General features: G+C 70.3%; 13 protein-coding genes and 3 tRNA genes. 4 read left to right on the top strand and 12 right to left on the bottom strand.

The annotated features are described in order from the left end of the window. Positions 1 to 83 precede the first annotated feature (83 nt). From ADBZ5U_RS09025 to ADBZ5U_RS08980, 10 genes are all read right to left on the bottom strand, one after another. Complete coding sequence (locus ADBZ5U_RS09025; protein ID WP_526264551.1) at positions 84 to 842, bottom strand: transcription termination/antitermination protein NusG; 759 nt, start codon at positions 840 to 842, stop codon at positions 84 to 86. Between the two features lie 23 nt (positions 843 to 865). Continuing rightward, positions 866 to 1,294, bottom strand: a complete 429-nt coding sequence (gene secE / locus ADBZ5U_RS09020; protein ID WP_526264549.1) for a preprotein translocase subunit SecE — start codon at positions 1,292 to 1,294, stop codon at positions 866 to 868. Between the two features lie 87 nt (positions 1,295 to 1,381). Continuing rightward, positions 1,382 to 1,454, bottom strand: a tRNA-Trp gene (locus tag ADBZ5U_RS09015). Positions 1,455 to 1,601: 147 nt separating this feature from the next. Further along, a complete protein-coding gene (hadC, locus tag ADBZ5U_RS09010; RefSeq protein WP_526264547.1) occupies positions 1,602 to 2,117 on the bottom strand; it encodes a (3R)-hydroxyacyl-ACP dehydratase subunit HadC in 516 nt (171 codons plus the stop codon). A gap of 3 nt (positions 2,118 to 2,120) precedes the next feature. After that, on the bottom strand, positions 2,121 to 2,549 hold the full coding sequence (hadB, locus tag ADBZ5U_RS09005) for a (3R)-hydroxyacyl-ACP dehydratase subunit HadB (RefSeq protein ID WP_526264557.1): 429 nt from the start codon (positions 2,547 to 2,549) through the stop codon (positions 2,121 to 2,123). Then, positions 2,536 to 3,015, bottom strand: coding sequence for a (3R)-hydroxyacyl-ACP dehydratase subunit HadA (gene hadA, locus ADBZ5U_RS09000; RefSeq protein ID WP_526264545.1), 480 nt, complete (start codon positions 3,013 to 3,015; stop codon positions 2,536 to 2,538). The genes hadB and hadA overlap by 14 nt, the downstream gene beginning before the upstream one ends. 2 nt (positions 3,016 to 3,017) lie before the next feature. After that, the gene (gene rpmG / locus ADBZ5U_RS08995) at positions 3,018 to 3,185 is read right to left on the bottom strand and encodes a 50S ribosomal protein L33 (RefSeq protein WP_509661854.1); all 168 of its coding nucleotides are present in this window, start codon (positions 3,183 to 3,185) and stop codon (positions 3,018 to 3,020) included. Between the two features lie 32 nt (positions 3,186 to 3,217). Next, a tRNA-Met gene (locus tag ADBZ5U_RS08990) sits at positions 3,218 to 3,291 on the bottom strand. 36 nt (positions 3,292 to 3,327) lie between these two features. Further along, positions 3,328 to 3,400: transfer RNA gene (locus ADBZ5U_RS08985), tRNA-Thr, on the bottom strand. 82 nt (positions 3,401 to 3,482) lie between these two features. Then, positions 3,483 to 4,307, bottom strand: coding sequence for a hypothetical protein (locus ADBZ5U_RS08980; protein ID WP_526264543.1), 825 nt, complete (start codon positions 4,305 to 4,307; stop codon positions 3,483 to 3,485). A 68-nt stretch (positions 4,308 to 4,375) separates the two neighbouring features. Here ADBZ5U_RS08980 and ADBZ5U_RS08975 point away from each other — a divergent pair, with 68 nt between their 5' ends. Beyond that, positions 4,376 to 5,092, top strand: coding sequence for an MBL fold metallo-hydrolase (locus tag ADBZ5U_RS08975; protein WP_526264541.1), 717 nt, complete (start codon positions 4,376 to 4,378; stop codon positions 5,090 to 5,092). On the opposite strand, the gene ADBZ5U_RS08970 is transcribed toward ADBZ5U_RS08975, so the two are convergent. Beyond that, complete coding sequence (locus ADBZ5U_RS08970) at positions 5,041 to 8,526, bottom strand: cadherin-like domain-containing protein (RefSeq protein WP_526264539.1); 3,486 nt, start codon at positions 8,524 to 8,526, stop codon at positions 5,041 to 5,043. The genes ADBZ5U_RS08975 and ADBZ5U_RS08970 overlap by 52 nt on opposite strands. Positions 8,527 to 8,642: 116 nt before the next feature. Here ADBZ5U_RS08970 and ADBZ5U_RS08965 point away from each other — a divergent pair, with 116 nt between their 5' ends. Together ADBZ5U_RS08965 and ADBZ5U_RS08960 are read left to right on the top strand one after the other, a co-directional pair. Continuing rightward, on the top strand, positions 8,643 to 9,335 hold the full coding sequence (locus tag ADBZ5U_RS08965; protein ID WP_526264537.1) for a crotonase/enoyl-CoA hydratase family protein: 693 nt from the start codon (positions 8,643 to 8,645) through the stop codon (positions 9,333 to 9,335). 71 nt (positions 9,336 to 9,406) lie between these two features. Continuing rightward, positions 9,407 to 9,775 (top strand): hypothetical protein, encoded by a 369-nt coding sequence (locus ADBZ5U_RS08960; protein WP_526264535.1) that lies wholly within the window; start codon positions 9,407 to 9,409, stop codon positions 9,773 to 9,775. A gap of 149 nt (positions 9,776 to 9,924) precedes the next feature. Here the strand turns inward: ADBZ5U_RS08960 and ADBZ5U_RS08955 are convergent, their stop codons facing one another. Then, positions 9,925 to 11,199, bottom strand: a complete 1,275-nt coding sequence (locus ADBZ5U_RS08955) for a L,D-transpeptidase (protein WP_526264533.1) — start codon at positions 11,197 to 11,199, stop codon at positions 9,925 to 9,927. A 491-nt stretch (positions 11,200 to 11,690) separates the two neighbouring features. Here ADBZ5U_RS08955 and ADBZ5U_RS08950 point away from each other — a divergent pair. Continuing rightward, the coding region (locus ADBZ5U_RS08950) for a DEAD/DEAH box helicase (RefSeq protein ID WP_526264531.1) at positions 11,691 to 12,982 on the top strand (1,292 nt) is incomplete at its 3' end.

Below are 12,982 nucleotides of genomic sequence, written 5' to 3'. Positions count from 1 at the left end.
GCCTGGATCTGCAGCTTGATCAGGCCGACGACCTTTTTCTTCTTCGGGGCCATGGCTGTTGGTGTTTCCTTCCTTGAAAAGCTCTAGATCTTGGCGACCTGGTTGAAGGTCAGTTCGACGGGGGTCTCGCGGCCGAAGATGCTGACGAGCACCTTCAGTTTCTGCTGTTCGGCGTTGACCTCGCTGATGGAAGCGGGCAGCGTGGCGAACGGGCCGTCCATGACGGTCACCGACTCGCCGACCTCGAAGTCCACCAGGATCTTCTGGCGCGGCTCCAGGGTGACATCGCCGCCGTCGCCGGGCTTGGGGCCCCTCGGCTTGACCGGGGGGGTGCGCGGCAGCAGGAACTTCACCACGTCGTCGAGCGAAAGCGCGGTCGGGCGCGAGGTGGCGCCGACGAACCCGGTCACCCCCGGGGTGTTGCGCACCGCGCCCCACGAGTCGTCGTTGAGTTCCATGCGGACCAGGATGTAGCCCGGCAGCACCTTGCGGTTGACCTGCTTGCGCTGGCCGTTCTTGATCTCGGTGACCTCTTCGGTGGGCACCTCGACCTGGAAGATGTAGTCGCCGACGTCGAGGTTCTGCACGCGGGTCTCGAGGTTGGCCTTCACCTTGTTCTCGTAACCGGCGTAGGAGTGGATGACGTACCAGTCGCCGGGCTTGCCGCGCAGTTCCTTTTTCAGTGCCGCGGCGGGGTCCAGTTCCTCTTCGACCTCGGCGGGCGCCGCGGTCTCGTCGATGACCTCGGTGTCCGATGCCGCCTCCGAAGCGGTTCCGTCGATCACGTCGACGGCGGAATCACCCGCGGGCACTTCGCCTTCGGGAGTTGTCACGGTAGTCATTCCTCTCTCAGAACTCTGCTGCGCTAGTTGTTGCCGAAGATCAGCAGCACCAGCTTGGCCAACCCGAGGTCGACCAGGCCGATCAGCGCGACCATGAAGATCAGGAACAGCAGCACCACCGTCGTGTAGCTGACCATCTGCTTGCGGTTGGGCCAGATGACCTTGCGCAGTTCGGCGACGACCTGCCCCAGGTAGGTCCAGACGAACACGAACGGGTTGCGCGACGAGGTGCCCTTCCCGGCCTTCTTCAGCGCCTTCCCGGCCTTCTTGGAGTCGGCCTCGTCCAGATCCAGTTCCAGGGCGGTGGTCTCGATCTCGTCGACCTCGGCCAGCGCGGTGCCGCCCGCGCGCTGCCGCGACCGCTTGCCGGTCGGCCGCAGCGGCTGGGTCAGCGCACCGGTGTTCGGCGCGCCGTCGCCCGCGGCGTCGGCACCGTCGCGCTCGTCGCTCACCGCATGCTCCTTCGTGTCGGTCCGGGCCGGCGCCGCCCCGCCTGTGCGGGCCGGCCCCGTGGTTACCTCGAGTCTATTCAGTTCGAGCAGGGGCGACAGGACTTGAACCTGCAACCTGCGGTTTTGGAGACCGCTGCTCTGCCAGTTGAGCTACGCCCCTCTGCGCTTCCTCGACCGAGAGCCCCCCACATGGTTCGCGCGCTCCCCCTCGGTCCAGCCGAACCGACGGACAGCGCGCTTAAGTGGGGAAATCCCGACGTCCGAGTGTAGCGCGAGACCGTTGCCAGTTACCAATCAGGCCCGGGGCCTAATCGTGGGTGACGGGCTTGCGCAGCACCTGGCCGGTCTGGGGGTCCCATCCGGCCGAGATCGAGTTGTCTCCCTCGTGGCCCATCAGGGTGGTGTAGGCCACCATCACGTCCGCGCCGGTCTCGGCGTCGGTCAGCACGTTGCGCGAGGTCACGATGTCGGCGCCGAACCGTTCGTTGACCGAGTCGATGTACATGGTCGCGCACACCACGTCACCCTCGACGATCGGCCGCAGGAACTGGAACCGCTGGTCCACCTGGACGATCTGCATGGTCTCGAAGCCCACGTCGACGTGCTGGAAGAAGTGCCGTTGGGTGATCACGGCGATGACCGAGACGAACGTCAGCGGCGCCACCAGGCCGCCGTAACCCAGTGCGGCGGCCGCCTCCGGGTCGACGCTGGCCGGGTCCTGCGCCTTGACTGAGTTGGCGTACTGCCGGATCTGCTCGCGGCCCACCACGAAGGGGTCGGGGTAGCGCCACACCATGCCGCGGATGTCGGTTTTCAGCGCCATCGGTCAGGCGAGCTTTGCGACTGCGACGGCCCGGCCGAAGATCTTCTTGCCGTTGTGGGTGCCGGTCAGCGCGATGGTGACCGTCTTGTTCTCCTCGTCCACCGACTTGACCCGGCCGCTGAACACGATGTCGGCCCCGACACCGTCGTTGGGCACCGGCACGATGGCGGTGAACCGCACGTTGTACTCGCTCACCGCTCCGGGATCGCCGACCCACTCGGTGATGTAGCCGCCGCCCAGGCCCATGGTGAGCATGCCGTGGGCGATCGCGGTGTCCAGACCGACCTGCTTGGCGATCTCGTCGTCCCAGTGGATCGGGTTGAGGTCGCCGGACACCCCGGCGTAGTTGACCAGATCGGCCCGGGTCAGGTTGATGGTCCGCTCGGGCAACTCGTCGCCCACCTTGACCGAACTGAACTCACGCAGTGCCATCGTCGAAGCCACTTTCTCCACTCTCATCACTCCGCCCGGCGAGCGTCGTGTAGTTCTCCTGAACGACGTCACCGTCCTGGTTGGTGACGACGATCTTGTTCACGATGATGTCGGTGCCGTGCGCCTGCCGGATCTCGTGCAGGTACACGTCGCAGAAGAGTGTGTCACCGGCGGTCACCGCCTTGTGGAATTTCAGCACCTGATCCACCTGAACGATCTGCTTGTCGGTGGTCTCGACGCCGGCGGATCGGAACATCGCCAATTGGGCGTCGTAGCCGAACACCGAGATGAACGTCAGCGGCGCCACCACGCCGGGATAACCCAGTTCCGCCGCGCCCTCGTCGCTGAGGTAGGCGGCGTCGCTGTTCTTGACGGCGTGGGCGTACTCGCGGACCTTCTCACGCCCGACCAGGTAGCTGCCGGGGTGGCGGTAGTGCGTCCCGACGAGTTTCGGCGACAGTGCCAAGGTCAGCGAGACTCTTTGTGCGCCTGATGCTTGCCGCAGTTGGGGCAGAACTTCTTGATCTCGAGCCGGTCGGGATCGTTGCGGCGGTTCTTCTTGGTGATGTAGTTGCGGTTCTTGCACACCTCGCAGGCCAAGGTGATCTTCGGCCGCACATCCGTACTGGAGGCCACGTCGTGCTCTCTTTCACTTCGTTTCGACTGCGTAGCGGTGGGGGGGCTCGATCCCCCGACCTCACGATTATGAGTCGTGCGCTCTAACCAGCTGAGCTACACCGCCATCCGGGAGGCGCCGCCGAACGACGGGCGTCCACCGAGCCCCCTAACGGAATCGAACCGTTGACCTTTTCCTTACCATGGAAACGCTCTACCGACTGAGCTAAGGGGGCCTGACCCGCGCCGCGGGCCCTTGAGAGACTACAGCGTGCGGTTGGGCCCAGCCAAACGGCCGGACGTCGAGTCCGCGGGTGTCTAGCCCCGGCTCTGCCGGTGACCGCGACGACCGGGCTTGCCCTGCTTGTTTCCCTCGGATCCCGCGTCGTCGGCGGCGGTCGGGGCGGGTTCGCCGACCGGGGCCTCGACGGCCGTTGCCACCACCGCCGCAGCCGGGAGCGCGGCGTCCCGGGCCGGGGTGGTCCGACGGGTCGTGGCGCCGCCGCGGCGCGGGCTCGGCGGTTCGGCCGCCCGGCTCGGCGGTTCGGCCGCCGGGTTCAGCGGTTCGGCCGCCGGCCTCAGCGGGCCGGCCGCCGGGCTCTGGGCCGGCGCGGGCGGTGTTCCCGGGGTGCCCGGGGTGCCCGATCCGGCCGCGGGGGCGCGGGGGCCCGGGGCCATCAGGGCCGCGGTCGGCCGCGGCGGCAGTTCGCCGAAGCCGAGGAACCGCAGTTGCGCCGACACCAGGTCATGGCCGACGCCGAGCAGGGTGTCGGCGTAGCCGCGGGTGATCGGGAAGAAGTCCAGCGGGTCGTGCAGAAGTGCGGCGGCGTAGTTCACCGTGGCCGCCACCGAGGGCTGGATGCCCTGGAAGTAGTTGATGTTGATCTGGGCTGCCGTGATCCAGCCCAGCACCGGCACGAAGTTGACGATGTAGGACACCCCGCCGACGACGTACTGCACGACCGGGGTGATGGCGTTGTAGATGTCCTGGCCGATGCCGGCGAGCTGGATGGCCTCGACCTGCACGACGGGCAACGCGGGCCCGGCGTGGACCGCCGGTGCGACCACGGCGGGGCCGAGGGCGACGGCCAGTGCCGTGCACGGCGCCACCACCGCCGGAACCAGCGTTGGACGAACCCTCACCATTGCCTCCTCGCCGACGTCTGCCGGTTGATCGTAGCCGCCGGCAAAGACGGGCATAGGGTTGACGCATGGCATCCGACCGCCTCTATTTCCGCCAACTGCTCTCCGGCCGCGACTTCGCCGCCGACGACGCGATCGCCCACCAGATGCGCAATTTCGCCTACCTCATCGGGGACCGGGAGACCGGCGACGCGGTGGTGGTGGACCCCGCCTACGCCGCCGGCGACCTGCTGGACACCCTGGAGGCCGACGGGATGACCCTGTCCGGGGTGCTGGTCACCCACCACCACCCCGACCACGTCGGCGGGTCGATGATGGGCTTCGAACTCAAGGGCCTGGCTGAACTGCTGGAGCGGGCCAGCGTGCCGGTCCACGTCAACACCCATGAGGCGCAATGGGTCTCGCGGGTCACCGGCATCCCGATGGGCGACCTCACGCCCCACCACCACGGCGACCGGGTCGGCGTCGGCGACATCGAGATCGAGTTGCTGCACACACCCGGGCACACCCCGGGCAGCCAGTGCTTCCTGCTCGACGGCCGACTGGTCGCCGGGGACACCCTGTTCCTGGAGGGCTGCGGCCGCACCGACTTCCCGGGCGGCGATGCCGACGAGATGTTCCGCAGCCTGCGGCAACTGGCCGCGCTGTCCGGGGACCCGACGGTCTTCCCCGGCCACTGGTATTCGGCCGAGCCCAGCGCCAGCCTCTCGGAGGTCAAGCGCAGCAACTACGTCTACCGGGTGTCCGACCTGGAGCAGTGGCGCTCCCTGATGGGCGGGGCCTGACCGCGGCGGCGGCGCCGCAGGAGGAACCCGACGAACAACACCGCATACGACCCGGGCTGGTAGACGGTGTAGCCCAGGTCCTCCAGCATCGCCAGTTCCACCGGGGTCAGCGTCCGCACGCCGGGGCCGTAGCCGTCGGTGGGGTCCATCAGGTAGGTGGTGCCCGCCGGGGCGTCGGCCGGGTCCAGGTGGACCAGCGAAGCCCCGGACTTCCACGTTCCCGGGGTGTACAGCGGGACCGGACCGCCGTATGCGGCAACGGCATTCGGGCCGTTGAAGTACAGCCCGCCGTCACCGCCGGTGAGGTTGGGGGTGTAGGCGGCATTCCACACGTAGTCGGCGCCGATCGGGTCGGTTCCGGTGGCGGTGACCAGGTGGCTGTCGTAGGTGGTCCAGTTGCGGTCGATCGACGCCGGGTCACCCAGGCCGGTCATGACCCCCAGGGTGTGCACCAGTTCGTGGGTGGCCACCGCCTGGAAGTCGTACTGGTTGGCGGGCACGGTGTCCCCGAGCGCCCACGGGTAGGCGAAGTTCATCCCGATCCGGCTGTCGGTGGCCGAACCGTTGAGGTCCTTGCCGGTGATGATGCGGGTCTGCACGACCGTGCCGTAGAAGCCGGGACTGCCGCTGCCGAACTTCGCGAACGACGTTCCGATCAAGCCTGATCCGGGGCTGTTGTCGCCGGTCACGTCGTAGGTGACGGTGACCGGTCGGCTCACCACGATCGACGACGCCAGGCGGGCCGCGGCGGTGTCCAGGGCGGCCCGGGCCTCCGGGGTCCAGTACTGCGAACCGGTGCCGTAGACGAAGTCGAAGGTGATGCGGGCCGGCGAGACCGTCACGGTGACCGGCACATCCACGGTCCCGCCGTAGCCGTCGGCCACCGTCACCACGAAGGTGTCGGTGGTGTCGGCCCCGGTGGCGCCGGCCAGGCCGGCGACGTGGCGGGCCACGGCGGTGGGCGTGTAGGTGTAAGTGCCGTCTGCCGCCAGCACGACGGTGCCCTTCGCGGATGCGCCGGGACCGCTGTAGGTCAACGTGTCGCCGTCGGTGTCCGCGCCGAGCACCGCGCCGGCCACCACACCGGTGGCGGCGTCCGGCACACCCGCCGAGGTCGTGCCGGTCGGCGCCGCGTTCACCGGGGCGATGGTCACAGTCACCGGCGCACCGGCCGATCCGCCGTGGCCGTCGGTCACGGTCACCGTGAACGTGTCGCTCTTATCCGCCTGTGCGGCAGTCAGTTTCGCCGCTGCGTGCCGGGCGGCGGCGGTCGGGGTGTAGGAGATGGCCCCGTTGGCGGAGACCACCGCGGCGCCCTTGGCCGTCACCGCACCGGCATAGCTCAGCGGGTCGCCGTCGGCGTCGGTGGCCGTCACCGACCCGGACACCACTCCGGTGCCCGCCGAGGGGGCGCCGACGCCGGCGGACGTGATCACCGGCGCGGCGTTCGCCGGGGCGATCGCGACGGTGACCGGCACGGCCACCGACCCGCCGTAGCCGTCGGCGATCGTCACGGTGAAGGTGTCGGTCCTGTCGGCGGTGCTCGCATTCAGCGCCGCGGCGCGGTGCCGCGCGGCGGCGGTCGGCGTGTAGGTGAAACCCCCGCCGGCGCCGACCACCGCGGCGCCCTTGGCGGTGGTGGTCGAACCGGTGTAGGTCAGGGCGTCGCCGTCGGCGTCGGCGCCGGTCACCGACCCGGTGATCACCCCGGTGGCCGGGGCGGGCACCCCGGCCGTCGCGGAGCCGGTCGGTGCGGCGTTGGCCGGGGCGATGGCGACCGCGACCGGCACACTCACCGATCCGCCGTGGCCGTCGGTCACGGTCACCGTGAACGCATCGGTCTTATCCGCCTGCGCCGCAGTCAGTTTCGCGGCGGCGTGCCGGGCCGCGGCGGTCGGGGTGTAGGTGAAACCGCCGCCGGCGCCGACCACCACGGCGCCCTTGGCGGTGCTGCCCGGCGCGGTGAAGCTCAGCGGGTCGCCGTCGGCGTCGGTGGCCGTCACCGATCCGGACACCACCCCGGTGCCCGCGGAGGGGACGCCGACGGTCGCCGAGGCGACCGGCGCGGTGTTGGCCGGCGCGATGACGACCGTGACCGGCACCGCCACCGACCCGCCGTAGCCGTCGGCGATCGTCACGGTGAAGGTGTCGGTCCTGTCGGCGGTGCTCGCATTCAGCGCCGCGGCGCGGTGCCGCGCGGCGGCGGTCGGCGTGTAGGTGAAACCCCCGCCGGCGCCGACCACCGCGGCGCCCTTGACGGTGGTGGCCGAACCGGTGTAGGTCAGGGCGTCGCCGTCGGCGTCGGCGCCGAGCACCGCGCCGGTGACCACGCCGGTGGCGGGGGCGGGGGCGCCGACCGTGGCGTTGCCGGTCGGTGCGGCGTTGACCGGGGCCACGGTGACCGTGACGGTGCGGGTCGCCGTGTGAGGGTTCCGCCCGGAGGGGCCGCGCAGGAACGATGCCAGGCCGTGCAGGTGGAAACCGGAAGCCTCGTCGCTGACCGCCAGGGTGAACTGGTCGGTGACGCCGGTGTGCGCCGCGGCCTTGTCCGGGGTGTAGAGGAAGCGGCCGCTCTGGTCGACCACCACGGTCCCGTACTTCGGGGCGGCGACCACGGTGACGGTGAGCGGGTCGCCGTCGGCGTCGGCCGCGTTGAGGGTGCCGGCGATGCTCCCGGTGGGACCCTGAACGCCCTGTGTCGGGGCCACCGTCGGGGTCTTGTTGGAGAACAGCGAGAGGAACGACCGCCTGGCGGCCGCCGCGGGGGCCGCGGCCTGCCCGGTGGTCACCGTCGCCGCCGGCGTGGGCCCCGGGTCGGGGCGGCCCAACCGCCGCACCGCGGCGAAGACGGCCCACTCCATTGCGGATTGGAGGGGAGTGACCCGCCCGTTGGTGCTGAACGGGGTGGGCACGGACGTGAGGGCGCCGACGGTCGCGGCCGGGGCGACGCGGGGCGCGACGGCCGCCTCCAGTGCGGGCGGGGCCGGGGTCACCGTCGGTGCGGCGACGCGGACCGCCGGCGACACCACCGGGGCGGGGCGCTCCGGGGCAGGGCGGACCTGGGCGAACGCCGGGGCCGGGAGTCGGGTCGGCGCGTCGGGAACGATCCGGTCCGGTGCGGCGGGTTCGGCGACCGCCGGGGCAGGCTTGATCGGGCGCGTCGACACCGCCGCCGGTGCCGGATTGTCCTGCCGGCGTGTGCTTTTCGGGACTTCACCGGCATCGCGGGCGGCGCCGCCGCGAGAACGGGTCGCGGCCCGCGGACCGCGGGCCGACTGGGTGCCGGCGGCGGGGGTGGACGACGACGACGCCTCGGTACCCGAGGATGAGTCGTCGGCGGGTGCTGCGGAGGCGACGCCGAGCGATCCGGCGGCACCGATGCCCAGTGCCACCGCCAGAGCCCCGACGCGACCGACGACCACCGATGCGCGCATGGAAGTACATGGTAGCCACCTGAAGCTTTGCTGAGAAATTTGCGGACCGGTCGGCCGGCGCGGGTCCGAACGGCCTGGGTAACGTCATGGCCCACACGAGTGAAGGAGGAGCACCGATGAGCGTCAGCTACCACCGGGACTGGGCGATCGCCGTGATCACCATGGACGACGGCAAGGTGAACGTTCTGGGCCCGGCCATGCTGGGCGAGATCAACAAGGCCTTCGACCAGGCCGAGGCCGACGACGCCGGCGCCGTGGTCCTCGCGGGCAACCAGAAGGTGTTCAGCGGCGGCTTCGACCTGAAGGTGTTCGGATCCGGGGACCCCCACGCCGTGCTCGACATGCTCAAGGGGGGATTCGAGTTGTCCCACCGGCTGTTGTCGTTCCGCAAGCCGGTCGTGGCGGCCGTCACCGGGCACGCCATCGCCATGGGGGCGTTCCTGGCGTGCAGCGTCGATCACCGGATCGCCGCCCCGGGCTACAAGTTCCACGCCAACGAGGTGATCAACGGCATGGTCATTCCGTGGCCGGGGCTGGAGGTCCTCAAACTGCGGCTGACGCGTTCGGCCTACCAGCAGGCGGTCGGTCTGGCCCGGGTCTACCTGACCGACACCGCGGTGGCCGGCGGATGGGTGGACGAACTGGCCATGCCCGACCTGGTGCTGGAGCGCGGTGTGGAGGCCGCCAAGGAATTCGCGGCGACTCTCGACGCCAAGGCCCACTACGCATCCAAGATGCGGGCCCGACAGGAGACCCTCGACGCCATGCGGCGCGGCATCGACGACATGCACACCGAACTCGGGCTGTAGGAGAGAGACCGGCGGCTTGCCCGGCCTGGCCCGGAGCCTGGCCGCGCCGGCAGGCCGGTAGTCTGCGGGCTATGAATATGCCGCGCGTCATCCTCAGCTTCGCTGCGATCTTCCTCGTGCTGGGCGTCGGGTCGTATCTGCTCTCCGGCGCCGCATCGGTGACAGCACTCATCCCGGCGGTCTTCGGGCTGCTCCTGGCCGGCGCGGGCATCCTGTGCCGCAGGAACCCCAAACTCGGCGGCCACATCGCCGCACTGGTCGGTCTGCTCGGATTCCTCGGCACCGCACGCAGTTTCACCAAGGTGCCGGCGCTGCTGTCCGGAGAACCGGTGCAACGGGCCACCGCCGTCGGGGTTCAGGCGGTGTTCGCCGTGCTGTGCCTGATCTTCGTCGGCCTGTGCGTGAAGTCCTTCGTCGACACCCGCAAGGCCCGCGCCTAAGCCATCATCTGCTTCCGCGCCACCGCCGGCGGCGTGTCACGCTGGGGGTGGCCGGCCCGCCGTCCCGGCACAGCGTCATGAACGGCGTATCGGTGCGCATCGGCCAGTCGCCGGCGATCACCGAGCAGCAGATCGCCAGGCCGGTCCGGTCAGGGGCCGGGGGCGGTGAGGGTCTCGGCCGCCGGCGGAGGCGGCGGGTTCTGGTGGGGCGAGAAGGCGCTTCCCTTGACCCAGTCGTTCCACGGCACACCCCAGCTGCCGCCCTCCGCGACGGTCAGCGCCGGGCCGCCGGTGTGACGGATCTCCACCGGGTCGCCGGGCTGGACGAAGCCGAAGAACCATTTGGCGTTCTCGGTGTTGAGGTTCAGGCAACCGTGCGAGAGGTTGGTGTTGCCCTGCGCCCAGATGGTGTCGTTCATCTCGTGGAGATAGATGCCGTCGGTGCTGATCCGGGTGGCCCAGCCGATCCTGCGCCTGTAGCTGTCGGCGTTGCCCGGCGGGATTCCGTAGGTCTGCGAGTCCATGGTGACGACCTCGCCCCTGTCGAGCACGGTGTAGGTCCCCGACGGTGTCCACCAGTGGAAGGTCTTGCCGGCGACCACCGTGGTGCCGCCGCGGCCCATCGAGGTGGGCATGGTGCGCACCAGACGGCCGTTGTCGAAGACGCTGATCTGTTTGGTGATGTCGTTGGCGACGGCCAGGTGCGAGGCGCCGATGTTGATGGTCGCGTGCGCGTCGGCCTGGCCGTAGAGGTCGTCGCCGAGCTTGAGCCCGAAGGCGTTGATATCCACGTTGATTCGGGTGCCCGGCGCGTAGTAGTGCTCGGGGCGCCAGTGCGCGACGGAGTCGCTGATCCAGTTCCACGTTCCCTGCACCGGCGGGTCGGTGCGCACGATCATGTTCTTCTCGGCCAGTTGCTTGTCGGCGACGGCCTCGTCGAAGTGCGCGATGACGATGGTGGCGACGCCGTAGCGCACATCGGGGTTGGGCGCGAAGCCGCCCTGCACCTCGATGTAGGGGTGAATGTAGTTGCCCGCCACGGCTGTGCTGAACGTGCTGGTGCGGGACAGCGGCACCCCGGCGGCGCTCTTGCTGGCGACCGTCATGGTGTAGTTGCGCGCGAAGTTCAGCCGCTGAGTGGGCTCCCAGGACTTGCCGTCCTTGCTGATCTTCCCCTCGACTACGTTGCCCCAGTCGTCGTAGAGCGAGACGTCGGTGATCTTGCCGTCGAAGACGTCCACCACCGGCTTGGTCAGCGGGCTGACGTCCTCGGCGCCGTCGAACGGCGCCAACCCCATCACCGGGGGCCTGGCCGGCGCCGGCTTGACCGGAGCGGCCGCGGTGGCCGTGGCCGTCTTGCAGCCGTCGTGGCAGCCGGGTAGCCCGGCGACGTCGCTGGCGAGGACACCACAGAGCAAGCCCACGACCACGAGACTGGTCGTGCGTGCAGGTCGAGGGAACCTCACCGAATCACTCCAGGACTGCTGTCGAAGGGTCAGACGTCACCAAGGACACCTGAATCATAGCCACACCCCGGGCGTGCCCAGAACCGGGCGATGGGCACGTCGGCGCGGATCGCAGCAAACAAACGGCGTCGGGCGCGCCACAGCCGGGCGTCGGTGCTGGCAGGAAGGTTCCGGGCAGGCCCCGACACCGTCCCCTGTTACACTCGTCTCAACGCCGGACTCCTGCATGGGAGGCCGGCACGTCGTGGAACGCCTTCACTCCACCGGCGCCGCCCCCGAACGCGGGGCGAATCACAGCGCCAGTCCGAATGATTCGCGCCTCGCAGCGCAACACGTCTCGCGGCGAACCGATATTGCCCACCGGCAATCTCGCCCACCGAGCGCCCGAATCCTGCGCGACGACGACCGTCGCCCGCCGACTTGCGCGCCCATGCCCGAAAGGCAACCCCATGACTGTCCCGACCACCTTCGCCGCCCTCGGCGTGCCCGCGCCGCTGGTGCGGTCCCTCACCGACGCCGGCCTCGACAGCCCCTTCCCGATCCAGGCCGCGACCCTGCCGGACACCCTGGCCGGGCGCGACGTCCTGGGCCGCGGCAAAACCGGCAGCGGCAAGACGCTGGCCTTCTCCATCCCGCTGGTGGCCCGGCTGGCCGACACCAAGCGCCGGCCGAGCCGGCCCGCGGGTCTGGTGCTCGCCCCGACCCGCGAACTGGCCACCCAGATCACCGCGACGCTGGAACCGCTGGCGGCCGCCTACGGCCTCCGGATCACCACCATCTTCGGCGGGGTGCCTCAGGCACGTCAGGTCAGGGCGCTGCAGTCCGGCGTCGACATCGTGGTGGCCTGCCCGGGCAGGCTGGAGGATCTGATGCGCCAGCGCCTGGTCGCCCTCGACGGCGTCGAGGTCACCGTGATCGACGAGGCCGACCACATGGCCGACCTCGGGTTCCTGCCCGGCGTCACCCGGATCCTGGCGGCCACCCCGCGCGGCGGGCAGCGCCTGCTGTTCTCGGCGACCCTGGACAACGGGGTGGACAAACTGGTCACCCGGTTCCTGACCGATCCGGTGTCGCATTCGGTGGACAGCCAGAACTCCCCCGTCGCGGCGATGACCCACCACGTGTTCTGCGTCGCCGGCGCCGACGCCAAGAAGGATCTGGTGCACACGCTCGCCTCGGGCAGCGGCCGCCGAATCCTGTTCATGCGCACCAAGCACCAGGCCCGCAAACTGGCCCGCCAGCTGACCGAGTCCGGTATCCCGTCGGTGGACCTGCACGGCAACCTGTCCCAGCCGGCCCGGGACCGCAACCTGGCGGCCTTCACCGCCGGGACGGCCCGGGTGCTGGTGGCCACCGACATCGCCGCCCGCGGCGTCCACGTCGACGACGTCGAACTCGTGGTGCACATCGACCCGCCCGCCGAGCACAAGGCCTACCTGCACCGCTCCGGGCGCACCGCGCGGGCCGGCCGGACCGGTGACGTCGTCACCGTGGTACTGCCCGAGCAGCGCAAGGAGACCCAGGCGCTGCTGCGCAAGGCCGGCATCACCGCCGCGCCGCAGCAGGTGGCATCCGACTCCCCCGCGGTGCTGGATCTGGTCGGCGAGGTCGCGCCGTATCAGGCTCCGGTCGCCGCCGCACCGGCCCCGCAGAAGTCCGCCGCACCCCGCCGGACGAGTGGGTCGGGGCAGCAGCGCCGACGTGTTCCCGGATCCCCGCAGGGGCGTCCGGGCCGGCCGGC

The sequence above is a fragment of the Mycobacterium sp. genome (assembly GCF_040398885.1).
Lineage (GTDB): Bacteria > Actinomycetota > Actinomycetes > Mycobacteriales > Mycobacteriaceae > Mycobacterium.
Note: the sequence above shows the minus strand (reverse complement) of the source record. Positions and strands in the feature narration are given on the sequence as shown.

Bases quoted from the DNA above. Each gene is read 5' to 3' on its own strand.
- ADBZ5U_RS09025 (WP_526264551.1), bottom strand. From the start codon at position 842: ATGACTACCGTGACAACTCCCGAAGGCGAAGTGCCCGCGGGTGATTCC.
- hadC (WP_526264547.1), bottom strand. From the start codon at position 2,117: ATGGCGCTGAAAACCGACATCCGCGGCATGGTGTGGCGCTACCCCGAC.
- hadB (WP_526264557.1), bottom strand. From the start codon at position 2,549: ATGGCACTGCGTGAGTTCAGTTCGGTCAAGGTGGGCGACGAGTTGCCC.
- ADBZ5U_RS08975 (WP_526264541.1), top strand. From the start codon at position 4,376: ATGGCATCCGACCGCCTCTATTTCCGCCAACTGCTCTCCGGCCGCGAC.
- ADBZ5U_RS08970 (WP_526264539.1), bottom strand. From the start codon at position 8,526: ATGCGCGCATCGGTGGTCGTCGGTCGCGTCGGGGCTCTGGCGGTGGCA.
- ADBZ5U_RS08965 (WP_526264537.1), top strand. From the start codon at position 8,643: ATGAGCGTCAGCTACCACCGGGACTGGGCGATCGCCGTGATCACCATG.
- ADBZ5U_RS08960 (WP_526264535.1), top strand. From the start codon at position 9,407: ATGAATATGCCGCGCGTCATCCTCAGCTTCGCTGCGATCTTCCTCGTG.